Source organism: Rhodococcus sp. NCIMB 12038, assembly GCF_002165735.1.
Lineage (GTDB): Bacteria > Actinomycetota > Actinomycetes > Mycobacteriales > Mycobacteriaceae > Rhodococcus_F.
Genome location: NZ_NHML01000028.1, coordinates 19,830 through 44,594, shown reverse-complemented (window position 1 = coordinate 44,594; position 24,765 = coordinate 19,830). Strand labels below are relative to the sequence as shown.

Sequence of the window (24,765 nt, the reverse complement as noted above, 5' to 3'; positions counted from 1 at the left end):
ACAGGGAGATCGATGCGCCGACACCGTCACGCGACCGAGATGCCGCCGTTCACGCTGACCACCTGTCCGGTGATGTTGGCGGCGAGGGGTGAGGCGAGGAAGAGGATCGTGTTCGCGAGATCCTCGGGTTCGGTGAGCCCGAGATGCGCCTGATTCTTGATCTTCTCGAAGATCTTCTGACTGAACTCGATGTTCATCGCCCTGTCGTATGATCCCGTGTTCGCGATGAGGGACGGCGTGATCGTGTTCACCCGGACGCCGTAGCGCTTGGCCTCGACCGCCAGGGTGCGGGAGAAGGTCACGATGGCGGCCATGGCGGCTCCGATGACACATTCACCGGGCGTCGGGACCTTCGCGGCGTCGGATGCGATGTTGATGATCACACCGTGCCCGCTCTCCCGCATGAGTGTGACGGCAGCGCGGCTGGTGAGGATCGGTCCGAGTGCCTGCTGCACCAGCATCGTCGAGATCTCTGCGATGTCCGTGTCGTGAAACAGTGTCGGCTGGTAGACAGCGACCGTCGAGTTCACGAGCACGTCCAGTCCGCCCATGGTCCGCGCAGCTTCGCGGACGACCTCGTCGGCGGCTCGGGGGTCGTTGGCATCGGCCGGCAGGAAGTGAACGTCGGACTCCGGGCACAGCGCGCGGACCCGGTCGATCGCCTCTTTCCCTCTCGTCTCGTTGCGGCCGACGAGGGTGATGTGCCGGGCGCCGCATTGCGCGAATGAGATGGCGGTGGTGAGGCCGACACCCGAGGTGCCCCCGACCACCAGGATCTTCGATGTACTGAAGTCGAATCCGTCGGCCGGATTCGGTCGGCCGGCTGCGCCGGAGTTGGCAGTGCTGCTCATGTGGTGCTCCGTTTCTCGTACGGGACGAAATCGGTTCCGTACTTTTCTCGCATGATGATGATCTTCTGGATTTGGGCTGTGCCGTCGGCGATCTCGACGGACATGACGTCTCGGAGGCGTTGCTCGAAGGGCAGTTCCTGTGAGTAGCCGTAGTTGCCGTGCAGGAGCAGGCATTCCTTGACCGCTGCACTCGCGACCAGGGGTCCGTACCACTTGGCCATCGCGGCCTCTGCGGTGTGCGGCAGGTTCAGGGTGCGCTTCTCGAGGGCCGAATAGCAGATCAGCCGGGCCGCCTCGAGCTTCGTGAGATGTTCGGCCATCGGAAAGGACACGCCTTCGAACTTGGCCAGCTTTGCACCGAAGGCTGTGCGCTGTCGCACGTACTCGGCCGTCTCGTCCAGCGACACCTGCGCTGCACCGATTCCCGTGAGAGCGAGGAGCGGCCGTGTGAAGTCGAATCCGTTGAGGACGCGAGAGAATGCACGACCCTCGACCCCGATCAGATTGTCGGCCGGAATCTCCACCCCGTCCAGATGCAGGACTCCACGACCGAGAATGCCCCAGCCGGTGTCTGGAACAACCGATTTGGCGATGCCGGCACTGTCGAGCGGAACCAGGAAGGCCGATACGCCGACATCGTCGCCGTCACGGATGGTGCGTGCCGCGACGATGATCGCCTCGGCGTTGCTCAGCATGGTCACCGACGTCTTCTCTCCGGAGATGACATACCCGTCGTCGGTGGCACGCGCGGTGGTGGTGATGTTCGCCGCGTCGGACCCCGTTTCGGGCTCGGTCAGTCCGAAAGCCACGAACGTCTCGCCGGCGACCAGGCGCGGGAGCCACTCCTTCACCAGCGTCTCGGACCCGTGATGGCGGATCAGTGTGCCCATCAGCATCACCGGGATCGCGATGTTGGCGACATTGAAGTCCGCGTAGGCGAGTTCCTCCACCGCGAGACCGGCGGCGACGAAATCCTCCCGGTCGAGCGGGTTGTACTCGTCGCCCGCGAGCAGACCGTAGATTCCGAGGTCCGCGATCTCGCGATGCAGGTCCCAGGGAAAGGTCGAGGACTTCGCACGGGCAAGGTACCCGGGTGCGACTCGCTTGGCCGCGAAGGCGCTCACCGCGTCGCGGATTTTCGAGCGGTCGGGATCGACGACTGGGGTCATGAGATGGCCTTGTCATCCGAGTCGACGAGACGAGATGCGGGTGCAGGTTCGACGTGCGGCAGTGCGGTCGCCGACCGGGACCCGCGGACCAGCGTGTACGCGCTGACCGCGCCGACCAGGCAGATCACCATGCAGATGCCGGGGATGGACCACACGCCCCAACTCGACCCCTGGAGCGCGACCGCGACCAGGGGTGCGAACCCGCCGAGCACGCCGGCGAGCTGGATCCCGAAGGATCCTGCGGTGTAACGGACCTCCGCCGGAAGGCTTTCGGCGACAAATGCCGGGAAGACACCGTTGATCATGGCGTGGCCGCAGCCCGTGGTGACGATCATGGTGACGAATATGAGCGCGAGGTTACCCGTCGTCAATGCTCCGAAATAGACGATCAGCGTCACTCCCTCGATCACCAACCCGCCGGCGACGAGCTTGGTGCGCCCGATGCGGTCGGACAGCGCACCCCACACGGGGTTCATGACGACGACCAGGAGTGTGGCGGCGGTGATGAGCCAGAGCATCGTCGTACGGTCGATGCCGACCGTCTTGACCGCGTAGCTCAGGCTGTAGACGGTCAGGATGTACCAGCAGGCGAACACTCCGCCCATGACGAGGGTGATTCCGAGAATTGTCTTGGGGTACCGGACCAGAGCCTGCCGCACAGGGTTACGAGTTTTCGCACTGTCCGCGACGTGCTTGAAGTCGGGGGTTTCCTCGATTCCGTTCCGGATGATCAGCCCGACGACGACGATGGCCGCACTGAGCAGGAACGGCACTCGCCAGCCCCAGGTCATGAGCGCATCTTCAGGCATCAGGGTCACCAGCGCGAATACGGCGGTAGCGAGGACGGTTCCGCCTTGGGCGCCCGCCGTCGAGAAGCTTCCGTAGAACCCCCGCTTGTTCGGCGGGGCGTGTTCGACGGCGATCAGCACGGCGCCTCCCTGCTCGCCCCCGATGGCAATGCCCTGGACCAGCCTCAGGACGAGAAGCATGATCGGCGCCAGCGCACCGACAGTTGCGTACGTCGGCAACACGCCGATCAGCACTGTCGCGCCACCCATCATGGCGATGGTGATCATGAGTGCGGATCGGCGACCGAAGCTGTCGCCGATGTAGCCGAATATCAAACCGCCGATCGGGCGCACCAGATAGCCGGTGGCGAACGTCGCGAACGACATAATCAACGCGACTTGTGCACTGACGTCGCGGAAGAAGACGTCACCGAAGACCAGTGCCGCCGCCGTCCCGTAGATCACCAGGTCGTAGAACTCGATGACGGTGCCGAGAAATGCGGCCAGTGCAGCACGTCGAGACGTTCTTCGCGACGACGCCGATTCGACGCGGGGAGGGTCGGCGATGGGTGATTCCATGTCTGCTCCTGATTGAGAGGATCGGATGGTCGCCGACGCGAAAGCCGCAGGAAGAGGTACACCCAACCGCTTTCGGTCTAATGGAATGACCATAAATTTGGAGACAAGTGGCCCGGGCACGATTTTTACTCTCGTCTCACGTAGGACGTGCTGTGACCCGTCCCACAAGGGCATCATGCCGACAATTTATACAAAAATCAACACCCTGATGCAGATTCTGTACAAACCCACGTCGTTCCGAATTCCGGCCCGGGGATTAAGGCGCGGCCACCGGTCAATCCGGCGCGCACTCCTGCACGATCTTCGCCCACCGTGCATGGGCGATCGGCGCCCACTGCTCACGGCGCCGGCGGATCGTTTCCGCGCCTTCGCGACCGATCCACTCCGGCAGCAACAGCTCGGGAAGAAACGGATCCCGCCGCATCAGGCGCTGCTGAACGTTGAGCAGCCGGAGGTATGTCAGCAATACGTCGTCCTCATCCGACGGATCTGCCAGGTCCACGAGCTGGGCAAGCAGCAACTCGTACGATTCGGCGATACCGGTGAGGTCCCAGGCATTGCGGACGATCTCTCGGTCGGTCATGCCCGTAGCCTGCACCGGACCGATCACGGCGAGCGACGACGCTTCGAGCCCCAGCGACTTCACCAGCTCGCTCAGGTCATCTTTCCGGTCCGCATGGGGCGTCGCCCACACACTCGACAGCGGATTGCCCATTCCCAGCCAGGACAGACCACCGTATAGCCGCTTTCGCGTCGTGCGGAGCTGGTTGGGCACCGTGACGAACAACAGCAGCCACCGGCCGTCCCACGACGGCGGACCCGCGAGGTAGGCGTTCGATCGCCGAATACCGTTGGACACGAGATCCAGCCCCCTGCCCGCGAGGCGCCAGTGCACCGCCCGTCCGCGCCGTTCGCGCTCGAGCCATTCGGCCGCAGCGGCACGCGCGAGCAATTGACGACCGGCGTGCTCCTCGATCCCGAGGCCGCCGAGCACTCGGAGCAGTGCCGTCGTCCACGCCTCCTCCGTCGACGGATGCATGAGCTCACCGACGACCGTGAGGAGGAGGGATCGAGCACTCGGCGGGGGAAGGTTGACGTCGAACACACCTCGAATTGTCGCAGGCTCGGCAGGCGCTGCTCCGCGGCACTCGCCGCCGGTCCCAAAGTTATACATTTCTGACCACATGGAGTTGATTATTGTCTAATTTGGGTCTACAAAGAAGAGACCGGTCCGCCACGTGGCCGATTCACATCCCCAATCACCCTGGGCTGGCCCCACCACCCCTGGGTTTGGGCGCGAAGGAGGCAGGTGCCGTGCCGGAGACATTGACGACCGCACTGACCAGACTCGGCGACATTGCTGCCGACCCGGAGACCTACGTCGTTCAGTGGAAAGAGCGGACCGGCGGCAAAGTCGTCGGAGCATTCCCCATGAACTTTCCGGCCGAGATCGCCCACGCCGCCGGCGCGTTGCCGGTGATCATCCAGGAGAACCGCGAACCCGACAGCATGGGGCGAAACCTGTTGGCCGAGTTCTATTGCGGTTACACCAGGAACATCGCGGACCAGGCAGCCAAGGGCAGGCTCGACATCTACGACAGCTTCTTCCTGTCCGACCACTGCATCCAGCTGCTGGGAGCGGTGGATGTGGTGCGCGACGAATACGCCGACACACCGCTGCACTTCGAACAATTCGCCAGCTCGCTCGGTGACGCCTGGGCCCCGGACGTCGTCGACACGAAGATTCGCGCCTTCATCGACGAGATGGCGACCTTCACCGGTGAACCCTTTTCCGCACAGTCACTCTCGTGCAGCATCACGCTGTTCAACGAGAACCGCCGGCTTCTCCGTCACATCTTTGCAGCACGCAGATCCGGCAGCGCGCAGTTCACCTCGACCGAAATGCAGGCACTGGTGAAGTCGAGCATGGTGATGGACAAGGCCGAGCACACCGCGCTGCTTCGGCAGATCGTCGAAGGACTCGAGGCGGTTCCCCGCGACCATCGGATTCGGCTGCACCTGTCCGGGCATTTCTGCCACGCCCCGAATCCTCAACTGCTGAGCGCCGTGGAGGAATGCGGGGCGGTGGTGGTCGACGACGACCTCTACCACGGCGCCCGCTACATCTCGACCGACGTCGACGAAGACATCGACCCGGTCGCCGCACTCGGCCGCTGGTACCTGCAGCGCGACGTCAATCTCCCCTGCCCCACCCGTGTCAAACACGACACGGATTGGGAGGACACACTGATCCGCTCCGTCCAGACGAGTGGCGCTCACGGGGTCATCGTGCTGATGGCCAAGTTCTGCGAGCCTCACATGCTCTACTACCCGCAACTCCGAAAACGGCTCACGGAGCAGAGCATCCCTCATCTACTCCTCGAAACCGAACACGACGGGGTTCCGGTGGAATCGGTCCGAACCCGTGTCGAGGCGCTGCTCGAACGCATCCGGCGCACCCAGCTCGTCACGTCGTGAAATCCGAACCCTCGACCCACCAGGAAGTGATCAGATGAGCACTGCCGTCACCGACAACACCAACCGACTGAGCATCACCAAGACCGGCGGCAAGATGGTCGCCGACTACTGGGACAACATCTTCACCGCCCGCGAACGTGGCCAAAAAGTCGTCTGGTACAACGGTTCTGCCGTCAACCCCTTCTTTCAGGCCGCGGGTCTCGCCTGGTGCCACGGTGAGGCCTTCTCCGCCCGGCTCGCCGCCCAGCACCTCGAGCGCCCCGCCCAGCTGGCCGCCGAAGAGGCGGGCTACATCGGAGAACTCTGCTCGTATTCGCGTACCCATCTCGGATGCGCCGTTCTCACCAGAGAAAGCGGCCACGCCAACGGCACCGGTGTCGTCGGCCTGCCCGCGCAGCAGGAGTTGGCCAGCCGGTTGCCGGCACCCGATTTCTTCGTCAATGCCTATGCCGGCTGCAGTACCGGACAGCAATGGGACGACATCTCCTTCCGGGTCTTCGGCAAGGAAGTGCCGATCTTCAACGTATCGCTGCCCTATCTGGCGGCCGGCAAGCCCGGCGCGGGTTACCTGGTGGGCGAGGAATGGGAGCAGGCGTCGCGCTATGTGTCCGACCAACTGCTCGAACTCGTGTCATTCATCGAGTCCATGACCGGACAACCGTTCGACTGGGACGCCCTCCAGCAGAACATGGCGTACATCAAGCGCGCATCCGAACTCCGCCGCGAAGCCATGGCACTGTGTGCGCAAGCGCCCACCCCGGCGACGTTCTTCGACTGGATCGCGAGCATCGCACACATCAACTTCCTTCCGGCCAGCCAGGAACTGGTGGACTACTTCGCGGCGGTCAAGGCCGAGATCGAACAACGAATCGCCGAAGGCGTTCCCGCAGTGCGCAATGAGCGCTACCGCGTCTACTTCGACGGATTCATGAACTGGAACAAGCTGGGCTTCCTTGCCCGCAAGTTCGCCGATCACGACGTGGCGGTCATTGCCGGCCGGTACACCCATCAGGCGTTCTGGCAGGAACCCCATCTGATCGACCCGGAGAATCCGCTGCTCGGCATGGCGCAGCACTACCTGCTGTGCCCGACGAACCACGGAACGAAGACCATCAAACAACTGGTGCTGCGGGACTGCGAACAATACGGAGTGGACGGCATCGTGTTCCACTCCACCCGAACCTGCCGGGCGTTCACCAATCCTCAACAGCTGGTCGCCAAGGCGGCGCAGCGTGAGCTCGGCATCCCCTCGATCTTCTTCGAAGGCGATGTCGCCGATGCCTCCTTCTACAAGGACGAGATCCTCGAAAGTCGGCTGGTTGCAATGCTCGAGGGTATCGATGTCCGCCGCAGCCGTACCGGCAACACGTCAGTCTGACACGGACACAACCAGAACGGAGTCGCGCAGGTGACCGCTTTCTACATGGGTGTCGATCTCGGGTCGACCACGGCCAAGACGGTGATCGTCGACCGACACGGATCGATCCTGGCGTCGGATGTGGTCCAGATGGGCGCGGTCAGCCGCGCCGGGCTGTCCCGATCGATGGCCGGTGCTCTGACGGCAGCGTGCCTGGACGAATCCGCCATCACCGCGACCATCGCGACCGGATACGGTCGACGCATGGTCCCCGGAGTCGGACGGACCTTCACCGAAATCACCTGTCACGCGCGCGGTGTTGCCGCACTGTGCCCCGGCACCCGCCTGGTCGTCGACATCGGCGGGCAGGACAGCAAGGCGATCGTCATCGACGACGAGGGCCTCGTCGAGAACTTCTCGATGAACGATCGCTGCGCCAGCGGCACCGGACGCTTCTTCGAGGTGCTCGCCAGAGCGATCGAGTGCGAGATCGCCGAGCTGGCCGATCTCGCACTCGCCGGCGACAAGGACCTCGAGGTCAGCAGCATGTGCGCCACCTTCGCCGAAACCGAGATCATCTCCCTCCTTGCCCGTGGCGAGCGGCGCGAGGACATCGCCGCGTCAGTACACCGCGCAGTGTCGGCCCGAACACTGGGGCTGGTCTCCCACGTCGGCAAGCACACTCCCGTCGTGATGACCGGCGGTGTAGCACGGAACGCCGCAGCCGTGCACTTCCTCGAAGTCACACTGGGCGCACCTGTCACGGTTCCCGCTACACCGCAGATCACCGGCGCGTACGGCGCCGCACTGATCGCGCGTGACAGCGTCGAGAGCAGTCCGCAACTGCAGAACAGCACTGACGACGACCTGCCGACGGCCAGACGACCCGGATCAACTCCAGACTGCACAACCTGCGGGTCAGCGCACGATGCCGTCGCCGGCGCACCGAACGGTCGAACGACGATTCCGCTTCTCCCGCGCTGATCTTCTGATCAGGCGCCGGTGCCGCTCATCGCACGCAACTCGTGCTTGAGCACCTTTCCGGTCGTGTTCCGCGGGAGAACGTCGATGATGCGTAATTCGAGAGGAAGCTTGTACCGGGCCAATTCGCCGCCGGCGAAGTCCCGGAGTTCCTCCAGGTCGAGATCCGCCCCCTGTGCGAGCACCACCACCGCCACCACACGTTCTCCCCAGCGATCGTCGGGGGCACCGACCACTGCAACCTCGGCGATAGCCGGGTGGCCGTACAGCACGCTCTCGACTTCCGCGGGGTACACGTTCTCGCCACCGCTGATGATCATGTCCTTCAGCCGGTCCGCGATGTAGTAGTAGCCGTCCTCATCCTGATAGGCCACGTCGCCGGTGCGGAACCAACCATCAGCACCCAGCGCCGCGGCCGTCGCCTCGGGCAGGTTCCAGTACCCCGGGGACACTGTGCCGCCGCGCACGCACAGTTCGCCGTGCACACCAGGCGTGGTGAGAGTGTTCCCCTCGAAGTCGATCAACCGCACCTCGTTGAGCATGCCGGCGGTGCCACAGGAGCCGAGTTTCTCCAGGGCACGGTCTGTCCCCAGGAACGTCGCCCCTGTGGCGGCCTCGGTCAGACCCCAGCACTGGCTCACGGGAATCCCGCGTGCCCCATACAACCGCAGCATCGGTTCCGGGACGGGCGCCGCGCCCGCGACGATGATGCGGACGCTGGACAAGTCCGCGGTGTCGAAACGCTCGTGCTTGCTCGCGAACAACATCATGGCCGGGACCATGAACAGCGAGGTCACCCGGTAGCGCTCGATGTCGTCGAGTAGCGACCCGGCGTCGAAATGTTCGTGGACGACGACGTGGCCCCCTGCCATGAGTGTCGGAAGAGTCATGACGCACATGCCGCCGGAATGGAAGAGCGGCGCCGACGTGAGTGCGACGTGATCGGCGTTGTAGTTCACCGCCAGCATCCAGTTGACGTTGCTGGTCCACACATTTCGGTGTGTGAGTATGGCACCCTTCGGTCGCCCCGTCGTTCCCGACGTGTACAGAATCAGGGCCGGCGAATCCACATCGACGGCGGCCTCCTCGACATGGGCGTGATGAAGTGCCAGAAGGTCGTCGACGCCGTCCCAACCGTCAGCACCTTCGCCGATTCGTAGATAGCGCCGCACGCCGAGATCGCCGCGAACCTCGTCGACGGGGGCGGTATGCGCGTCGTCGGCGATCAGCAGGCAAGCGTCGCTGTCATGAATGTTCTGCGCAAGTTCACTTCCCGTGAACCGGAAGTTGAGAGGCACGAAGATCGCGCCCAGCCGTGCCGTCGCGAAGAGCGCCACGAGGAAGCGGGTGTGGTTGAAGCCCACGTAGGCGACACGGTCACCGGAGCGGATCTCACACCCGTACAGCACATCCGCGAAGGATTCGACCTCTCGCTGCAGCGTCGCGAACGACAGGGTCTCACCGGCGAACGTCAACGCCGATCGATCTCCGTCGCGCTCGGCGCGCCGACGCAGCCACGTGGCCAGTCCCATCGGGTTCATCAATACTCCATTCGACATCGAAGACCGGATGCGATTCCCGCCGGTTGGTGGACGAGGTTGCCCGCGGCTCAGGCGGAGACGGTTTTCAATCCCGCCGTCCGGTGTGCGGCGTCGAGGAAGGAGCGCACCAATGCCTCGTCGCGGTAGTACTGGTCGCCGACTCCGGCGACGGCGCGGCGCCGCCCGTATTCGTACAGCACCGCCAGCTTCCACAGGGCCAGCGCCGTGTACCAGTTCAGGTTCGACAGGTCGGCGCCGGTGGCCGCCGCGTACCGCTGAGCCAGTTCGTCCCGGGTCGGGTATCCCTCCTCGAGCACGGCGGTACCGAGGTCCTCGGTCGGTGTGCGCTCCTCCCCCTCGACGGGATACGACGCGAGGAAGTAACCGAGATCGAACAACGGGTCACCGATCGTCGCGAGCTCCCAGTCCAGCACTGCGGCAATACGTCCCGGCGAGTCGGGAGCGAGGATGACGTTGCCGATGCGGTAGTCGTTGTGGATGATCGCCGCACCCGATTCGGCGGGCACATTGGCCCCGAGCCACGCGTCGATGTCCGCGAACTCCGGCGGCGGTGTCCCGTCCTCGGCCGCGACCAGCCTGCCCATGCGGCGCAGGTGGCGTTCGTTGAATCCTTCCGGTCGGCCCAGGTCGCCCAGGCCGGCGGCCTGCCAGTCCACCGCGTGCAGTGCGGCGAGCGTGTCGATCAACGCCTCCCCGATCCGGCGTCGGTCCGCCGGCGAACTCAGCGCAGGCGGGGTCTCGGTAGTGACCACCGGCCCGGCGACGTAGTCCATCACGTAGAACGGGACATCGAGCACGTCGCCGGTCTGACCGACGGCGAGGACGTCCGCCACCGGCACGCCGCTCCCGGCGAGGCCGCCGACGAGACGGGCCTCCCGCAGCATGTCGTGGGCGCCCGGTGGAATCGGCGGAGGAGGCGGGCGGCGGACGATCACCTGACGGACCCCGTCGGACACGAGGAAAGTCAGGTTGGAATGTCCGTCGCCGATCCCCGCGGTCGTGAGCGGACCCTCGGTGATCCCGCGATCGCGCAGGAACGACTCCAGCGCACCGAGCGTGTCGGGCGTCCATTCCCAGGTCATGCGCTCGCCTCCATCCATGTCGTCATCATTCGATCCTTACTGGCCGGTAAAGCGCGGCGCCCGCTTCTCCTTGAACGCCGACAGCGCCTCAGGCATGTCGGCGCACCGGGTGAGCAGCGCCTGCCCCCGGTTCTCCAACTCCAGTGCCGCCGCATACGACGTCACTTCCTGGTTCCGCTGCAGCGCACGCTTCGACATCCGGACGCCGCCCGGCGAATTCGATGCGATCGCCTCGGCCACCGCGACAGCCTCGTCGAACAGGTCCTCGCTCGGCACCACCCGGTTCGCCAATCCGATCCGGGCGGCCTCCTCGGCGCCGACGAAACGCGCCGTGTAGGCGATCTCCGCGGCCCGGCCGGGTCCGACCAGCCTGGTGAGCTGCCACGACGTGCCGAGCTCGCCTACGGACAGTCCGACCTTGACGAACGCCGCATTGAACTTCGCGGTGGGCGCCACGAGCCGGATGTCGCAGGCGAGCGCCAGCGACAGACCGCCACCGGACGCGGCACCGTGAATTGCGGCGATCACCGGGAACGGCAGGTGGTGCAGCGCCGCCAGGCCACCGGTCGCGGTCTCCTGGAACCTGAGGAACTCACGCACACCCATTTCGGTGATCACGCGGATTTCGTCCAGGTCGAACCCCGCGCAGAACACGCGATCGCCCGCACCGCGGATGATCAGCGCCCGCGCGTCCGTGTCGCGCAACGCGTATGCGACGGTGTTGAACTCCTCGAACATCTTCACGACCATCGAGTTCATCCGCTCGGGCCGATTGATCGTGAGGACGACGATCTTGCCCTCCAGCACCTCGAGGGTGAGGGTCTCCAGCTGTGGCGGCGCGTAATTGTTCAGCACCGCCGTATTCTCCCGCGTATCCGTCTGCGTCATCTGGATCACCGTCCCGTGAACTGGGGGCTGCGCTTTTCCTTGAACGCGGCCAGGGCTTCGGGCATGTCGTCGCCGCGAGTGAGCAGAGCCTGCCCGCGATTCTCGAGCTCGAGCGCGGCGGCGTACGACGACACTTCCATGTTCGCATGGAGCGCACGCTTCGACATCTGCACACCGGCAGGCGAATTCGCACTGATGAGGCGCGCCATCGCCAAAGCCTCGTCGAGCAGCGACTCGGCCGGAACGACCGCGTTCAGCAATCCGAGGGACTCGGCCTCCACGGCCTCGATGAAGCGACCGGTGTAGGCGAATTCGGCTGCGCGTGCCGGACCGATGAGGCGGGGCAGGTGCCACGACGCACCCAGGTCGCCTGCGGACAGGCCGATCCGCACGAACGCCGCGTTGAACCGTGCCGTCGGCGAACCGATCCGGATGTCGGCGGCGAGGGACAGGGACAGTCCGCCGCCCGCGGCCGCACCGTTGACCGCCGCGATCACGGGAACGCGAATGCTGCGGATCGTCGAGAGGGCGCGCGCAGCCAGTTCCTGCTGGTCCAGCATGCCCATCGGCGTCATCGACGACAAACCTTCGGCGTCGTCGAGGTCGAATCCGCCGCAGAACGCCTTGCCTGCGCCGGTGAGGATCACGACGCGGAGGTCGTGTTCGTGATCCAGTTGCAGCGCAACCTTCTCCAGTTCGATGAACATGGTGTTCGTCATCGAGTTCATTCGTTCGGGGCGATTCAACGTCACGACGGCGATGCCGGGTTCCGGCCGGTCGAGCGTGAACGTTTCCCATGTCGTGGGCTCGGTCACGAGGTCACTCCTTCTCATTTCGGCGATCCCAGGTGGTCGCCGCAAGTTTTTTCGTGGTGGTCAGGTCTCCGCGACGGCCTCGCGTATGGCCCCCGAGGCCAGCCAGTCGGCGGCGCGGCCGGGGTCGATCTCCCAGTCGGTCAGGATCTCGGTGGTGTGTTCGCCCGGCAGCGGCGGACGGCGATCTACTGCGGCCGCGGTGCGGCTGAATCGCGGCGCCGGCGCGGGTTGGAAGAGACCGTCGACGTCGACGAATGCCTTTCGTGCGACGTGGTGCGGGTGTGCCGGCGCCTCGTCGACGTCGAGGACGGGCGATATGCAGGGCGTGAGTCCCTCTCCCGCCGCGAGCCAGTCTGCGAGCGTGCGGCCGCGAACGGCGTCCGCGAAGATCTTCTTCATCTGCGGCCATTGCGAGCGGTCGTTCTGCTCCGGGAGGTCGTCCGGGAGATCGAGCAGCGCAACGAGGTCGGCGTAGAAGTGCGGTTCCATCGCTCCGACGGCCAGCCACTTTCCGTCTGCGGTCTCGTAGGCGTCGTAGTACGGCGCGCCGCTGTCGACGATGTTGGTGCCGCGCTCCGGGTTCCACGTCCCGGTCTGTGCGAACCCGAAGAAGGGTGTCGCGAGGAGTGCGGCCCCCTCGACCATCGAGGCGTCGACCACCTGCCCGAGTCCCGACCGCTGCCGTTCGAACAGCGCCGACAGCAACCCGAACGCGAGGAGCATTCCCCCGCCACCGAAGTCGCCGACCAGGCTGAGCGGCGGCGTTGGCGGCTGGCCCTGCCGTCCGATCAATGACAGGGCGCCGCTGAGCGCGACGTAGTTGATGTCGTGGCCGACGTGCTGAGCGAGCGGTCCGTCCTGACCGAAACCGGTCATGCGTCCGTAGATCAGCCCGGGATTACGTGCGGCGCAGTCGTCCGGCCCGATGCCGAGTCGCTCGGCTACTCCGGGCCGGAATCCCTCGATCAAGATGTCGGCGTCCGCCGCGAGCGAGAGCACCACCGCGGCGCCGTCCGGATGTTTGAGGTCGACTGCGAGTGAGCGGCGACCGCGATGCAGCAATTCGGTGCGGAAGTCGGCGTTCGGACCGACCAGCCCCGGATCGGCGGCGCGGTCCAGGCGAATCACGTCGGCGCCGAGGTCGGCGAGGAGCATGGCACAGAACGGGCCGGGCCCGATCGAGCCGATCTCGACCACCTTCAGGCCCGACAACGGCCCGGTGAACGAGCGTGTCGCGGTGTCCGGCACCATCTACTCGCCTCCCGTCCGTTTTTGGTCTGATAATAATACCTTGAAATCGTTCGGTGTGGAATCCCTCCGCCGTCGCGGCCCGGCTTGCGCACTGACGACCAGTACGACAGAGAGCAGCACGACCGCTCCCCCGATGACGAGAACCGGTGTGACGGGCTCGGACAGGACGACCGATCCGAGTGCCACGGCCACCACCGGATTCACATACGTATGGGTGGCCACCAGCGGCAACGGTGCGTGATGCAGCAGCCACGCGTATGCGGTGAATCCGACGATCGAGCCGACGACCACGAGGTACCCGAACGCGCCCCACGCGCGGAGTCCGATCTCGCCGCGTAACCGCTCCCCTGTCGCAACCGACGCGAGCGTCATGGCGGCACCGGCAGCCAGAAGCTGATACGTCGCACTGACATACACGTCGCGGGGCAGCCAGATTCGGGGCTTGATCCACGACCCGAACGACCACGACACACTGGACAACACGACGACCGCCACGCCGACGAGAGGGAGTCCCGAGTGCTCACCACCGTGCGGCAGCACCAGGACCGCGAGGCCGATCAGCCCCACACCGACGCCGGCCAATTCGAGGACCCGTGGACGGTCGCCGGACAGCGTGCGGTAGATGCAGATCCACAGCGGCACCATGGCCACGAGGAGCGCCGTCACCCCGGAGGGCACGCCGTGCAGCTGGCCGACCGAGGTCAGGCCGTTTCCGCAGGCGAGCAGCAGCACACCCAGGAACGAAGCGCCTGCCATTTCCCGCCCAGTGAGGTGCAGCCGCCGCCAGCCACCGCGAAAGGCCAGGAAGGCGGCCATCAACAGTGCGGCAAGGAGGAAACGTGCAGCCATCGAGCCGAGAGGAGGGGCCTCGTCGATCACCAGACGGATCGCGAGATAGATCGATCCCCAGATCACATAGACGAGGAAGAGGGCCAGCGTGATCGCACCCCTCCCGGCACGCCCCGACGTCATGGCGCTCAGGAGAATCGCGGAGCGCGCTTCTCGAGGAAGGCGGTGATGCCCTCCTTTGCCTCTCCGTTCTCGAACAGGTCCTGCTCCTGGGCGACCTCGAACCGGAAGCCCTCCTCGAGCGGGGTGTCGAACGACGCGTCGACCGTGCGGATGACGGCGCGCTGCGCGGGCAGCGACATCGTGCACAGCTCGGCCGCGAGCGCCTGCGCTGTGTCCGTGGCGGTGCCCGCGTCGACAAGCCGGTCGATCAGGCCGATCGCATGCGCCTCGGCCGCGAGGACCTGACGGGCACTCAGCATGATGTCCAGGGCGCGGCCACGGCCCACGAGACGCGGAAGGCGCTGCGTGCCACCGGCTCCGGGGATGAGGCCGAGCTTGACCTCGGGCAGCCCGAACTTCGCGTCCGCCCCGCCGACCCGCAGGGTGCAGGCCATTGCCAGTTCGAGGCCGCCGCCGAGCGCGAGGCCGTCCACCGCGGCGATCGAGATGCGGTCCGCGGACGCGAGTCGGTCGAGCGCCCCACGGAGTCGATCCCCGTACGCGGTGAACGACTCCGCGTCCACGGACGACATGTGCTTGATGTCCGCGCCGGCCGCGAAGAAGCCCGGAATGTCGGAGCGGACGACGATCACCTTCACCGATCCGTCGGCGTCGGCTGCGTCGAGTGCCGCATTCAGGCCGTCGATGATCGGCAGCCCGAGCGCGTTCGCCGGCCTGCGTTGCAGCGCGATCGTCATGACGCCGGCGTCGACGTCGCTCCACGCGACTGCGGGCGTTGCGGTTTCCGACATGCACACCATCCTTCTCGGTCCAGTCCCACGTGAGTGGCAATGTGCACGCGGGCACACCGCGCCACTCACCTGAGGTATTGCGCCAATCATACTAATTGTTGGACCGAAATGGAAGATCAGGGCCGACGCGGGAACTTCTCGAACTCGGGGCGCCGCTTCGCCTTGTACGCCTCGCGCCCCTCCTTCGCCTCCTCCGTCGAGTAGAACAGCAGATTCGCGTCGTGGGCGAGCTGCTGGATGCCGGCCATCCCGTCCTCCGCGGCGTTGAAGCTCGCCTTCATGAGCCGCAGCGCGAACGGCGACAGCTGGAGCATCTCGCGGCACCACTGCACGGTTTCCCGTTCCAGATCGGCGAGCGGGACGACGGTGTTGACCAGCCCCATCTCCCGCGCCTGCTCTGCGTCGTACTGACGGCACAGGAACCAGATCTCCTTGGCCTTCTTCACCCCGACGAGTTCGGCGAGCAATCCCGCACCGTAGCCACCGTCGAACGACCCGACCTTCGGGCCGACCTGGCCGAACCGGGCGTTGTCCGCGGCGATGGACAGGTCGCAGACCAGGTGCAGAATGTGGCCGCCACCGATCGCGTAGCCGGCGACCATGGCCACGACCGGCTTCGGCAGCCGCCGGATCTGGATCTGCAGGTCGGTGACATGGAAACGGCCGACACTGCCCGACTTCCCCGGTTCGGTGAGGTAGCCGGTATCCCCGCGCACCCGCTGATCGCCACCCGAACAGAACGCGTCGGGACCCTCACCCGTCAGCACGATGACGCCGACCGAGGAGTCCTCGCGAGCATCGACCAGGGCCTCGGAGATTTCCATCAGCGTCTGCGGACGGAACGCGTTGCGCACCTCCGGCCGGCAGATCGTGATCTTCGCGATCCCGTCGCCGCTGTGCTCGTATCGGATGTCCTCGAACTCACCTACTGTCGTCCAGGACACGAAATCCGTTGTATCACCGTTGTTCGTCATGAAGCGATCATAGGCACACCTGCAAACGATCGTTATCGGCCGAGCCCGCAAACGACGAAGGTGCGGCCCGGAGAACGGGCCGCACCTTCGGAATCGCCGTGGATCAGGACATCGTCAGGCCACCGCTGACGGACAGGGTCTGTCCGGTGACGAATTCTGCTGCATCGGAGGCGAAGTACGCCACCGCCGCACCGATGTCGGTTGCCTGGCCGAGCCGCTTCATCGGCACGGCGCGGGTCATGCCGCCGATCACCTTGTCGGCGTCCTGGCCGGAGCTGTCCGCGAACTTACGCAGTGCCGGAGTGTCGGTCGGTCCGGGGCACACGGTGTTCGCGGTGACACCCTTGGTCGCGATTTCACGGGCGAGGGTCTTGGTGAAGGCGATGATGCCGCCCTTGGCACCCGAGTAGACGGCCTCGAGCGACGATCCGACGCGCCCGGCGTCCGAACCGATGTTGATGACCCGGCCGAAGCCGCGCTCGACCATGCCCGGGACGGTCGCCTGGATGACCCGCAGCTGGCCCTTGAAGTTGATGTCGAGGATCCGGTCCCAGAACGCCTCGTCGGTCTTCAGGAACGGCATGAAGTCGTCCCAGCCGGCGTTGTTGACGACGATCTCGACGGGGCCGAACTGCTCGGCGACCTGCTTCACCGCGGCCTGCACGGACGCGGTGTCGGTGACGTCGACGGGCACGGCGATCGCCTGGCCGCCGGCGTCGCGGATACCGGCGGCGGTCTCCTCGGCGACCTCCAGGTTGAGGTCGGCCACCGCGACGCGGAAGCCCGCTGCCCCGAGGGCGTCGGAAATGCCCTTGCCGATGCCCTGTGCACCGCCGGTTACGAATGCGACTCGATTACTCATGTTCTTCTCCGTGTTGTGGTGTTCGTGGTGGAAAGCGGTCAGCGCGGGCTCGCGGCCCATTCGATGGGGCCCGCGACGATCGAGTGACTGGTGAGCTTGCGGCCGAGCACCGTCTGGGCTTCGCGCGCGGCCTCGATGACCCGCGGAAGATCGAGACCGGTCTCGACGCCCATCTCGTGGAACATACTCACCAGATCCTCGGTGGCGATATTGCCCGTCGAGCCCGCCGGAACGGGGCAGCCGCCCAGCTCCCCGAAGCTCGATTCGAAGCTCGCGCAACCTGCTTCGAGTGCAGCGTACGCGTTGGCCAGGCCCTGACCACGCGTGTTGTGGAAGTGTGCGGTCACTTCGACGCCGGGCAGCCGGTCGAGCGCCGCGGCGAAGAATTCCGACGCGTACGCCGGGTTGCACATGCCCGTGGTGTCGCCGAATCCGATCTCGGTGGCGCCGGCCTCGGCGAACCGTTCGGCCAGGTCGAGCACGCGTCCCAGGTCGACCTTGCCCTCGAACGGGCAGCCGAACGACGTCGCGATCACCGCGGCGCAGTCGAGGCCCTCGGCGACGATCCGCTTGGCCATGACGTCGTTGTCGGCCATCGTCTCGTCGACCGTGCGGTTGACGTTCTTCTTGTTGTGGGTCTCCGACGCGCTCACGAAGATCGCGACCTCGTGGAACTTGTCGCGCACCTTCAGTGCGTTGTCCAGCCCCTTGCTGTTGGGGACGAGCACCATCAGCTTGGTGTCGTCGGGCACCTCGATGCGATCGAGTACCTCCACCCCGTCCGCCAGTTGGGGGATCACGTCCGGCCGCACGAAGCTGGCGACCTCGATCCGGGTGAACCCCGCCCGTCCCAGAGCGTTGATCAACCGCACCTTGTCGTCGGTCGGGATGTGCTCCGGTTCGTTCTGGAAGCCGTCACGCGGTCCGACCTCCCGGATCTGGACCCGCTGCGGACGTGCCATGGCGTTGACTCCTTTCCCCTCACTCCGTTGCGGACGCAAGGTCGTACTCCTCGAGATCGAATTCCAGCCTTTCGCGGTGCTCGGGTGCCGCCACGGCGATCATGCGCCGCGCACGCTCCCCGAGGGAACATCCGCGCAGTGCCGCGGCACCGTGTTCGGTGACCACGAAATCCACGTCGGCGCGGGCGGTGGTGACCGCGCCGTATTCCAAAGCAGTCTTGATCGTCGACTCCCCACGCGAATCCGCGCGCATCGCGATGATCGAGCGGCCCCCGGTCATCGCCGCGGCCCGGGAGAAATCCACCTGGCCCCCCACGGCACCGGCGTACGTCGTGTTGCGCAGTTCCGCGCCGACCTGCCCGGTCAGGTCCACCTCGATCGCCGAGTTGATCGACACGAACGATCGCAGCTGCGAGAGAACCTGCGGCGCATGGGTGTAGCTCGCCGGGCGGAAGGCCACCGGAAGGCCCGGCAGCCGGTCGTACAGTGCCGCCGTTCCGAGCGCGGCGCCCGTCACGTGCAACCCCGGGTCGATCTCCTTGCGTGCCCCGGTCAGGACGCCCCGGTCGATCAGGCGGAGCGCCGCGTCGGAGATCATGCCGGAATGCATCCCGAGGTCCTTGTGACCCTCGAGGGCGGTGAGGACGGCGGACGGCAGCGTCCCGACGCCGATCTGGATCGTGTCTCCGTCCGCCACGAGATCCGCGACGTTCCGCGCGATCGCCAGTTCCACCGCGGCGGGCTCACGGTCCGGCGCCTCGAGCAACGGGCGGTCGGTTTCCATCACCGCGGCGAACCGCGACAACGGAATTCGTGGTGCACCCAGTGTGACGGGCATGCGCCGGTTGATCTCCGCGATGAGAACCGGTGTGTGGTCGAGGGCGTCCGCGATGTAGTCGACACCGACCCCGAGCGAGCAGTTCCCGGCCGAGTCGGGCGGTGACACCTGCACGAACCCGACGTCACACGGCAGCCGCCGTTCGGCGAACAGCCGCGGCAGCGCCCCGTAGTGGCAGGGCACGACCTCGAGGCGCGCGAGGCGGCGGAGTTCGCCGAGGCCACCGTAGGAGACGACGGAGAGTTCGTCGGGCAACTCGCTCGTCAACCGCCGATTCCAGGTCAGTCCCACGAACGCCCGGACCGGACCGATCGACGAAACCTGGTCGAGCAGGGCGTGGACGAGCGGGGTGGGTTCCGCGCTCGTCTGGCTCCACCAGATTCCGTCGCCGGGCCGGATGTGGGGCGTGAGGTCGATCATCAGCCGATCCGCTGGATCAGGGTCGCCGTTCCCAGGCCGCCGCCGCAGCACATGGTCACCAGACCGATTTCGGCGTCACGCCGCTCGAGTTCCGCGACGATGGTGGCGATGAGACGGGCACCGGTCGCGCCGACGGGGTGACCGAGCGCGATCGCACCGCCGTTGACGTTGACCCGGTCCATGTCGGGCTTCAGTTCCCGCTCCCAGGCCAGGACGACCGAGCTGAATGCCTCGTTGACCTCGAAGAGATCGATGTCGTTCATGCTCATTCCGTTGCGGTCGAGCAACTTCCGGGTGGCCGGGATCGGACCGGTCAGCATGATGATCGGGTCCACCCCGACGGTGGTCTGATCGAGGATCCGCGCCCGGGCCCGCAGTCCGTGCGCGTCGACGGCCTCGCGGGAGGCGAGCAGCACACCGGCCGCCCCGTCCGAGATCGGCGACGAACTGCCCGCCGTGATCCGGCCGTTCTCCCGGAATGCCGTCTTCAGCCCGGCCAGGCTGTCGAGGCTCGTTCCGGGGCGGATGGTCTGGTCGGTGGACCGGGTCTCACCGGCGAGGTCGAGGGGGATCATCTCGGCGTCGAAACGACCCGCCTCGATGGCCTCGGTCGCCAGACGATGGGAGCGGACGGCGAACTCGTCCATCTCCTGCCGGGTGATCTCCCACCGGTCCGCGATGAGTTCGGCGCTCTCGCCCTGGTTCACGAAGTCGTACCGGTCGCGCAGCGCTTCCGGCCACGGGTCGCCGTACAGTTCGGAGATCTTGGCCGGTGAGTTCATCGGCACGTGGCCCATGTGTTCGACACCGCCTGCCACGACGACGTCGTGGGTGCCGGAGCCGACCAGGGCGGCGCCCATCTCGACAGCCGTCTGGGCGGACCCGCAGCGGCGGTCCAGGACGACGGCCGGGACCTCCGGCGGGTAGCCGGCCTGCAACCAGGCGTTGCGGCCGATGTTGCGGGACTGCTCGCCGAACGGTGCCGTGCACCCGATCACGAGGTCCTCGACCGTCGCCGGAGCGAGCCCGCTGCGGCGGATCAGGTCCGTGTAGACCGCGCCGAGCATGTCGTTGGGATGGGTGTCGCGGAACCAGCCGCGGTCGGGGTGCGACTTGCCCATGGGGGTACGCGCTGCTTCCGCGATGATCACCTCGCGGGCGGAACGCTGGAAGGGGTTGCGCTTCTCGGCCATCAGATCACCGTCCCGCCGTCGACGGGCAGCACCTGGCCCGTGATGTACGCCGCGCCGTCGGACGCGAAGAACACGAAGCTGGACGAAATCTCGTCCGGTTCCGCCCAGCGGCCCAACGGGATCCGTGCGAGCGTCTTGGCGGCGAGCTTTTCGTTGCTCCGGATGTTCTCCGTCATCTTGGTGGCGGCGAGCGGCGCGAGCGCGTTGACCGTCACCTGCTTCTTCGCGAGTTCACGCGCCAGCGACTTCGTCAGACCGATGATGCCCGCCTTCGCGGCACCGTAGTTGGCCTGCCCGATGGTGCCCACCAGGCCGGCCGCGGACGTCACGTTGATGATCCGCCCACTGCCGTCGGTGGGCAGGTACGGGAGGACGGCCTTGCTGCAGACGAAACTGCCGACGAGGTGAATGTCGACGATGCGGCGGAAGTCCTCTTCTTCGAGGTTCGGGAACATTGCGGGCGCGATGGCGCCGGCGTTGTTGACCAGGATGTTGAGCGTGCCGCCGTTCAGGGCGGCAGCCTGTTCCGCCGCCGCGGCGGCCGCCTCGCCGTCGCGGACGTCGAGGGCCGCGGACTTCGCCGAACCGCCGGCCGCGGTGATCTCCGCGGCCACGGCCGCAGCGGCGTCGCCGTCGACGTCGGTGACGAGCACGGCAGCGCCTGCTCGCGCGTAGGCCTGGGCGACCGAGGCACCGATGCCGCTGCCGGCACCGGTCACGAGGGCGGATTTTCCGGTGAGTTCGAACATCAGTAGCTCCTGGGAAGGCCGAGGACGTGCTCGCCGAGGTAGTTGAGAACCATCTCCTGGCTGAGCGGGGCGATCTTGGTCAGGCGGGCTTCGCGGAAGTACCGGGCCACGTGGTACTCCTCCGAGTAGCCCATGCCGCCGTGGGTCTGCAGGGCGCGGTCCGCGGCCTGGAAACCGGCGTCGGCGCAGAGGTATTTGGCCATGTTCGCCTCGCGGGCGCAGGGCTTCCCGTTGTCGTAGAGCCACGTCGCCTTGCGGAGGACGAGTTCCGCGGCGTCGAGTCGGGCGAGCGAATCGGCGAGCGGGAACTGCAGTCCCTGGTTCATGCCGATGGGACGGCCGAACACTTCACGTTCGTTGGCGTACTGGACGCCGCGGCGCAGGGCGGCCCGGCCGATGCCGAGGGCCTCCGAGGCGACGAGCATCCGCTCCGGGTTGAGGCCGTCGAGGATGTACCTGAAGCCCTTGCCTTCTTCGCCGACGCGGTCCTCGACGGGAATCTCGAGGTTGTCGATGAACAATTCGTTCGACGTGACCGCGTTGCGCCCCATCTTCTTGATCGGGCGGATGTCGACCTTCGAGCGGTCCAGGTCGGTGAGGAAGAGTGTCAGACCGTCCGTCTTCTTCTTCGCGTCCTCGAACTTCGTGGTGCGAGTGAGAAGGAGAATCTTCTCCGACTCCATCGCCTTCGAGATCCAGACCTTGCGGCCGTTGACGATGTACTTGTCACCCTCGCGTCGCGCGAACGTGGTGATCTTGGTGGTGTCGAGGCCGGCACCGGGCTCGGTGACACCGAAGCAGACGTGCAGGTCGCCGTCGACGATCCGCGGGAGCGTGCGCTGCTTGAGTTCCTCGGAGCCGTGCACGATCACCGGGTGCATCCCGAAGATCGACAGGTGCATCGAACTCGCACCGTTCATGCCGGCGCCGGACGCGGCGACCTCCTCCAGCAGGATCGAGGCCTCGGTGATGCCCATACCGTGCCCGCCGTAGGCCTCCGGCGTGGTGATGCCCAGCCAGCCGCCCTTGGCGAACGCGTCGTAGAACTCGGTGGGGAATTCGTGCGCGCCGTCCTTCTCCACCCAGTACTGCTCGTCGAACTTGCCCGCGAGCTCTCGCACCGCATCTCGGATCGTCGCCTGATCCTCGGTCAGATCAAAGTCCACAGCACGTCCCGTCGTCGTTGGTTCCGTTTGGACTTAAATTACTAAAGGACAGACCAAAAAGTCAACGGTCGATCATCCAGCGGCAGGGAGCAGGGGAAGATCGCGCGCCAGGCGCTCGTTCCACACGCCCGGTCCGCCGAACAGCTTCTCGTCGAGCTTGGCGCGCTTGTAGTACAGGTGCAGGTCGTGTTCCCACGTGTAGCCGATCGCACCGTGCATCACGAGAGCGCTGTCGGCTGCCTGCACCGCATTGCGCGGCACCTGCGCCTTGGCGACCGCGGCATGGATCGCACGGTCGTCGAGGCCGAGATCGACCGACGCCGCGGCGTAGTAGGCAATGGAACGCCCCGCCTCGACGGAGACGAGAATGCCTGCCGCAGCGTGCTTCACGGCCTGGAACGACCCGATCGGGACACCGAACTGCTGACGCTGCTTGCTGTAATCCACCGCGAGCCGCAGCATGCGATCCATCGCCCCGAGCGAGTCGGCGGCCACGAGCACGGCCGCCCGCAGCCCCGCATCCTCGAGCGCGGTGGCCGCGTCGACGTCGAGGCGCTGTCCCGTAGCGCTGTCGAACCGGACGTCAGCGGCCGCGCGGGAGGGGTCGAGGAGGCGCCGCGGTTCGACCGCGACGCCGGGGTCGTCGACGCGGACAAGGTACAGAGCGGCGGTACCGTCGGCGCCCACGGCCGGGACGACCAGCAGTTTCGCCCGTTCGGCGCCGAGCACCGTCGCGACACGTCCGGTCAGTGCGCCGGCCTCGTCGACCCGCACCGAGTCGGCGAGACCGAACGGACGGGTCGCGTCGACGGCAACCGCGGCGAACCCGCCCCCGGCCAGCACGTCGGTGGCGACGTCCTCGGGCAGCATGGGTGCCGCGAGAACCGACGCGGTCCAGGCACTCGACGGAGCGGCGTACCGGCCCAGCGCCTCGGCAGTCAATGCCAGTTCGAGCAGACCACCGCCCTGACCACCGATCTTCTCGTCGAGACCGGCGGAAAACCAGCCCTCCTCGACGAACTTCTGCTCGAATTCGGCAGGATCTCCCGATTCACCCCACTTGCGGACGTTCGCCGGAGCGGCGAACCGTCCGAGCCAGCCGTCGAGGGCTTCGGTGAACATTTCCTGCTCTTCTGACAGTTCCCAGCGCATACAACTGGTCCTCTCGATGAGACGAAGAATAGGCTGCAAGACGAGTGCAGCGAGAACCTAATGGTATATTAGGTCTGACCGTTAGACCAGAGAGGGCGGGGAGTCATGCCACCAGCCGTGCCGAACACCACCCGGAACGGACGTTCCTCCATTCAGTTGGCACCGATGGAGGTACCGAAGGCGTCGGACGTCCTTGCCAACGAACTGCGCGAACGCATTCTCAGCGGGGACTACGTCGAGGGCACACCGCTGCCACCGGAGCGTGAACTCGTCGTCCAGACGAAGATGAGCCGCACCACGGTGCGCGAGGCCCTCCGCATCCTCGAGGTGCAGGGCCTCGTCCGCATCAAGGCGGGCCGGGCCGGTGGCGCCTTCGTTCAACGTCCGGGTGAGCAGTCGATGGCAGACACGGTGGCACTGCTCATCCGTGGCCGTCAGATCCGCCTCGCCGCACTGCTCGAGACCCGCGAGGCGATCGAACCGTTCTGCGCACAACTCGCCGCCCGCCATCGCACCGACGAGGATCTCGCCCGCCTGGACGCCGCCAACGACGACATTGCCGGAGCAGGCGACAATCTCGACGACTTCCTTCAGGCGAACATCGACTGGCACGTCGCCGTCGCGAGCGCCAGCCACAACGAACTGTTGTCGGGTCTCATGATCTCGCTCTCGCGGGCCATCTACGCCGCAACCGAGAACGAGGGCTTCATCGACGACAAGGTCCGTGAGATCACCGTCAAGGCGCACCGCTCGGTGACCAGGGCAATTCGCGAGAAGGACTCCGAAGCCGCGGTACGACGCATGAGCAGGCACGTCCACTCGTACGCCGAGTCGATCAAGGACTTCGAGAAGCGCACCGACATTCCCCTCGACGAATAGCTTCTC

Annotated in this window: 23 protein-coding genes; 4 read left to right on the top strand and 19 right to left on the bottom strand. The window is 66.1% G+C overall.

Translation table 11 applies throughout. The features are described from left to right. Positions 1 to 26: 26 nt before the first annotated feature. The 4 genes from CA951_RS32375 to CA951_RS32360 all read right to left on the bottom strand — a co-directional run bounded on the left by CA951_RS32375 (position 27) and on the right by CA951_RS32360 (position 4,492). Positions 27 to 851, bottom strand: coding sequence for an SDR family NAD(P)-dependent oxidoreductase (locus CA951_RS32375; protein ID WP_087560760.1), 825 nt, complete (start codon positions 849 to 851; stop codon positions 27 to 29). Then, positions 848 to 2,020 (bottom strand): acyl-CoA dehydrogenase family protein, encoded by a 1,173-nt coding sequence (locus CA951_RS32370; RefSeq protein ID WP_087560759.1) that lies wholly within the window; start codon positions 2,018 to 2,020, stop codon positions 848 to 850. The genes CA951_RS32375 and CA951_RS32370 overlap by 4 nt, the downstream gene beginning before the upstream one ends. Further along, on the bottom strand, positions 2,017 to 3,387 hold the full coding sequence (locus tag CA951_RS32365) for an MFS transporter (protein WP_087560758.1): 1,371 nt from the start codon (positions 3,385 to 3,387) through the stop codon (positions 2,017 to 2,019). Before CA951_RS32365 ends, CA951_RS32370 begins: the two co-directional genes overlap by 4 nt. 274 nt (positions 3,388 to 3,661) lie before the next feature. Beyond that, on the bottom strand, positions 3,662 to 4,492 hold the full coding sequence (locus CA951_RS32360) for a PaaX family transcriptional regulator C-terminal domain-containing protein (protein WP_256974183.1): 831 nt from the start codon (positions 4,490 to 4,492) through the stop codon (positions 3,662 to 3,664). A gap of 209 nt (positions 4,493 to 4,701) precedes the next feature. Here CA951_RS32360 and CA951_RS32355 point away from each other — a divergent pair, with 209 nt between their 5' ends. The 3 genes from CA951_RS32355 to CA951_RS32345 are packed head-to-tail and all read left to right on the top strand — an operon-like array spanning position 4,702 to position 8,206. Then, a complete protein-coding gene (locus CA951_RS32355) occupies positions 4,702 to 5,865 on the top strand; it encodes a 2-hydroxyacyl-CoA dehydratase subunit D (RefSeq protein ID WP_256974182.1) in 1,164 nt (387 codons plus the stop codon). A 34-nt stretch (positions 5,866 to 5,899) separates the two neighbouring features. Next, positions 5,900 to 7,243 (top strand): 2-hydroxyacyl-CoA dehydratase subunit D, encoded by a 1,344-nt coding sequence (locus CA951_RS32350; RefSeq protein ID WP_087560756.1) that lies wholly within the window; start codon positions 5,900 to 5,902, stop codon positions 7,241 to 7,243. A 30-nt stretch (positions 7,244 to 7,273) separates the two neighbouring features. Continuing rightward, a complete protein-coding gene (locus CA951_RS32345) occupies positions 7,274 to 8,206 on the top strand; it encodes an acyl-CoA dehydratase activase (protein WP_087560755.1) in 933 nt (310 codons plus the stop codon). A gap of 8 nt (positions 8,207 to 8,214) precedes the next feature. Here the strand turns inward: CA951_RS32345 and CA951_RS32340 are convergent, their stop codons facing one another. The 15 genes from CA951_RS32340 to CA951_RS32270 all read right to left on the bottom strand — a co-directional run bounded on the left by CA951_RS32340 (position 8,215) and on the right by CA951_RS32270 (position 23,880). Further along, positions 8,215 to 9,744: a long-chain fatty acid--CoA ligase gene (locus CA951_RS32340; protein WP_087560754.1), complete on the bottom strand. Its 1,530-nt coding sequence runs from the start codon at positions 9,742 to 9,744 to the stop codon at positions 8,215 to 8,217. A 68-nt stretch (positions 9,745 to 9,812) separates the two neighbouring features. Beyond that, positions 9,813 to 10,847: a phosphotransferase family protein gene (locus CA951_RS32335; RefSeq protein ID WP_087560753.1), complete on the bottom strand. Its 1,035-nt coding sequence runs from the start codon at positions 10,845 to 10,847 to the stop codon at positions 9,813 to 9,815. A gap of 36 nt (positions 10,848 to 10,883) precedes the next feature. Further along, positions 10,884 to 11,735: an enoyl-CoA hydratase/isomerase family protein gene (locus CA951_RS32330; protein ID WP_087560823.1), complete on the bottom strand. Its 852-nt coding sequence runs from the start codon at positions 11,733 to 11,735 to the stop codon at positions 10,884 to 10,886. Positions 11,736 to 11,740: 5 nt separating this feature from the next. Beyond that, the gene (locus CA951_RS32325) at positions 11,741 to 12,550 is read right to left on the bottom strand and encodes an enoyl-CoA hydratase/isomerase family protein (RefSeq protein WP_087560752.1); all 810 of its coding nucleotides are present in this window, start codon (positions 12,548 to 12,550) and stop codon (positions 11,741 to 11,743) included. 60 nt (positions 12,551 to 12,610) lie between these two features. Continuing rightward, positions 12,611 to 13,801 (bottom strand): CaiB/BaiF CoA-transferase family protein, encoded by a 1,191-nt coding sequence (locus tag CA951_RS32320; protein ID WP_087560751.1) that lies wholly within the window; start codon positions 13,799 to 13,801, stop codon positions 12,611 to 12,613. Further along, the gene (locus tag CA951_RS32315; RefSeq protein WP_087560750.1) at positions 13,802 to 14,773 is read right to left on the bottom strand and encodes an EamA family transporter; all 972 of its coding nucleotides are present in this window, start codon (positions 14,771 to 14,773) and stop codon (positions 13,802 to 13,804) included. A 5-nt stretch (positions 14,774 to 14,778) separates the two neighbouring features. Then, positions 14,779 to 15,564, bottom strand: a complete 786-nt coding sequence (locus tag CA951_RS32310; RefSeq protein WP_087560822.1) for an enoyl-CoA hydratase-related protein — start codon at positions 15,562 to 15,564, stop codon at positions 14,779 to 14,781. A 116-nt stretch (positions 15,565 to 15,680) separates the two neighbouring features. Next, positions 15,681 to 16,538 carry a 1,4-dihydroxy-2-naphthoyl-CoA synthase gene (menB, locus tag CA951_RS32305; protein ID WP_087560749.1) on the bottom strand — a complete coding sequence of 286 codons (858 nt, stop codon included), beginning with the start codon at positions 16,536 to 16,538 and terminating at the stop codon, positions 15,681 to 15,683. Between the two features lie 103 nt (positions 16,539 to 16,641). Then, entirely contained in the window at positions 16,642 to 17,400 is a 759-nt protein-coding gene (locus CA951_RS32300) for an SDR family NAD(P)-dependent oxidoreductase (RefSeq protein ID WP_087560821.1), read from the bottom strand. A 38-nt stretch (positions 17,401 to 17,438) separates the two neighbouring features. After that, complete coding sequence (locus CA951_RS32295; protein ID WP_087560748.1) at positions 17,439 to 18,362, bottom strand: hydroxymethylglutaryl-CoA lyase; 924 nt, start codon at positions 18,360 to 18,362, stop codon at positions 17,439 to 17,441. Between the two features lie 19 nt (positions 18,363 to 18,381). Continuing rightward, complete coding sequence (locus CA951_RS32290; protein WP_087560747.1) at positions 18,382 to 19,620, bottom strand: acetyl-CoA hydrolase/transferase family protein; 1,239 nt, start codon at positions 19,618 to 19,620, stop codon at positions 18,382 to 18,384. Beyond that, positions 19,620 to 20,813 carry a thiolase family protein gene (locus CA951_RS32285; protein ID WP_087560746.1) on the bottom strand — a complete coding sequence of 398 codons (1,194 nt, stop codon included), beginning with the start codon at positions 20,811 to 20,813 and terminating at the stop codon, positions 19,620 to 19,622. The genes CA951_RS32290 and CA951_RS32285 overlap by 1 nt, the downstream gene beginning before the upstream one ends. Further along, positions 20,813 to 21,562, bottom strand: coding sequence for an SDR family NAD(P)-dependent oxidoreductase (locus tag CA951_RS32280; RefSeq protein ID WP_087560745.1), 750 nt, complete (start codon positions 21,560 to 21,562; stop codon positions 20,813 to 20,815). Before CA951_RS32280 ends, CA951_RS32285 begins: the two co-directional genes overlap by 1 nt. After that, positions 21,562 to 22,728: an acyl-CoA dehydrogenase family protein gene (locus CA951_RS32275; protein ID WP_087560744.1), complete on the bottom strand. Its 1,167-nt coding sequence runs from the start codon at positions 22,726 to 22,728 to the stop codon at positions 21,562 to 21,564. The genes CA951_RS32280 and CA951_RS32275 overlap by 1 nt, the downstream gene beginning before the upstream one ends. Positions 22,729 to 22,800: 72 nt before the next feature. Then, entirely contained in the window at positions 22,801 to 23,880 is a 1,080-nt protein-coding gene (locus CA951_RS32270; protein WP_087560743.1) for an acyl-CoA dehydrogenase family protein, read from the bottom strand. A gap of 117 nt (positions 23,881 to 23,997) precedes the next feature. On the opposite strand from CA951_RS32270, the gene CA951_RS32265 reads away from it, so the two are divergent. Continuing rightward, positions 23,998 to 24,759, top strand: coding sequence for a FadR/GntR family transcriptional regulator (locus CA951_RS32265; protein ID WP_179220395.1), 762 nt, complete (start codon positions 23,998 to 24,000; stop codon positions 24,757 to 24,759). The last annotated feature ends 6 nt before the right edge of the window (positions 24,760 to 24,765 follow it).

Coding starts and splice junctions, on each gene's coding strand:
- CA951_RS32350 (WP_087560756.1), top strand. CDS start 5,900: ATGAGCACTGCCGTCACCGACAACACCAACCGACTGAGCATCACCAAG.
- CA951_RS32270 (WP_087560743.1), bottom strand. CDS start 23,880: ATGCGCTGGGAACTGTCAGAAGAGCAGGAAATGTTCACCGAAGCCCTC.
- CA951_RS32310 (WP_087560822.1), bottom strand. CDS start 15,564: ATGTCGGAAACCGCAACGCCCGCAGTCGCGTGGAGCGACGTCGACGCC.
- CA951_RS32295 (WP_087560748.1), bottom strand. CDS start 18,362: ATGGCACGTCCGCAGCGGGTCCAGATCCGGGAGGTCGGACCGCGTGAC.
- CA951_RS32365 (WP_087560758.1), bottom strand. CDS start 3,387: ATGGAATCACCCATCGCCGACCCTCCCCGCGTCGAATCGGCGTCGTCG.
- CA951_RS32370 (WP_087560759.1), bottom strand. CDS start 2,020: ATGACCCCAGTCGTCGATCCCGACCGCTCGAAAATCCGCGACGCGGTG.
- CA951_RS32280 (WP_087560745.1), bottom strand. CDS start 21,562: ATGTTCGAACTCACCGGAAAATCCGCCCTCGTGACCGGTGCCGGCAGC.
- CA951_RS32335 (WP_087560753.1), bottom strand. CDS start 10,847: ATGACCTGGGAATGGACGCCCGACACGCTCGGTGCGCTGGAGTCGTTC.
- CA951_RS32300 (WP_087560821.1), bottom strand. CDS start 17,400: ATGAGTAATCGAGTCGCATTCGTAACCGGCGGTGCACAGGGCATCGGC.
- CA951_RS32330 (WP_087560823.1), bottom strand. CDS start 11,735: ATGACGCAGACGGATACGCGGGAGAATACGGCGGTGCTGAACAATTAC.
- CA951_RS32320 (WP_087560751.1), bottom strand. CDS start 13,801: ATGGTGCCGGACACCGCGACACGCTCGTTCACCGGGCCGTTGTCGGGC.
- menB (WP_087560749.1), bottom strand. CDS start 16,538: ATGACGAACAACGGTGATACAACGGATTTCGTGTCCTGGACGACAGTA.
- CA951_RS32340 (WP_087560754.1), bottom strand. CDS start 9,744: ATGAACCCGATGGGACTGGCCACGTGGCTGCGTCGGCGCGCCGAGCGC.
- CA951_RS32285 (WP_087560746.1), bottom strand. CDS start 20,813: ATGGCCGAGAAGCGCAACCCCTTCCAGCGTTCCGCCCGCGAGGTGATC.
- CA951_RS32315 (WP_087560750.1), bottom strand. CDS start 14,773: ATGACGTCGGGGCGTGCCGGGAGGGGTGCGATCACGCTGGCCCTCTTC.
- CA951_RS32375 (WP_087560760.1), bottom strand. CDS start 851: ATGAGCAGCACTGCCAACTCCGGCGCAGCCGGCCGACCGAATCCGGCC.
- CA951_RS32290 (WP_087560747.1), bottom strand. CDS start 19,620: ATGATCGACCTCACGCCCCACATCCGGCCCGGCGACGGAATCTGGTGG.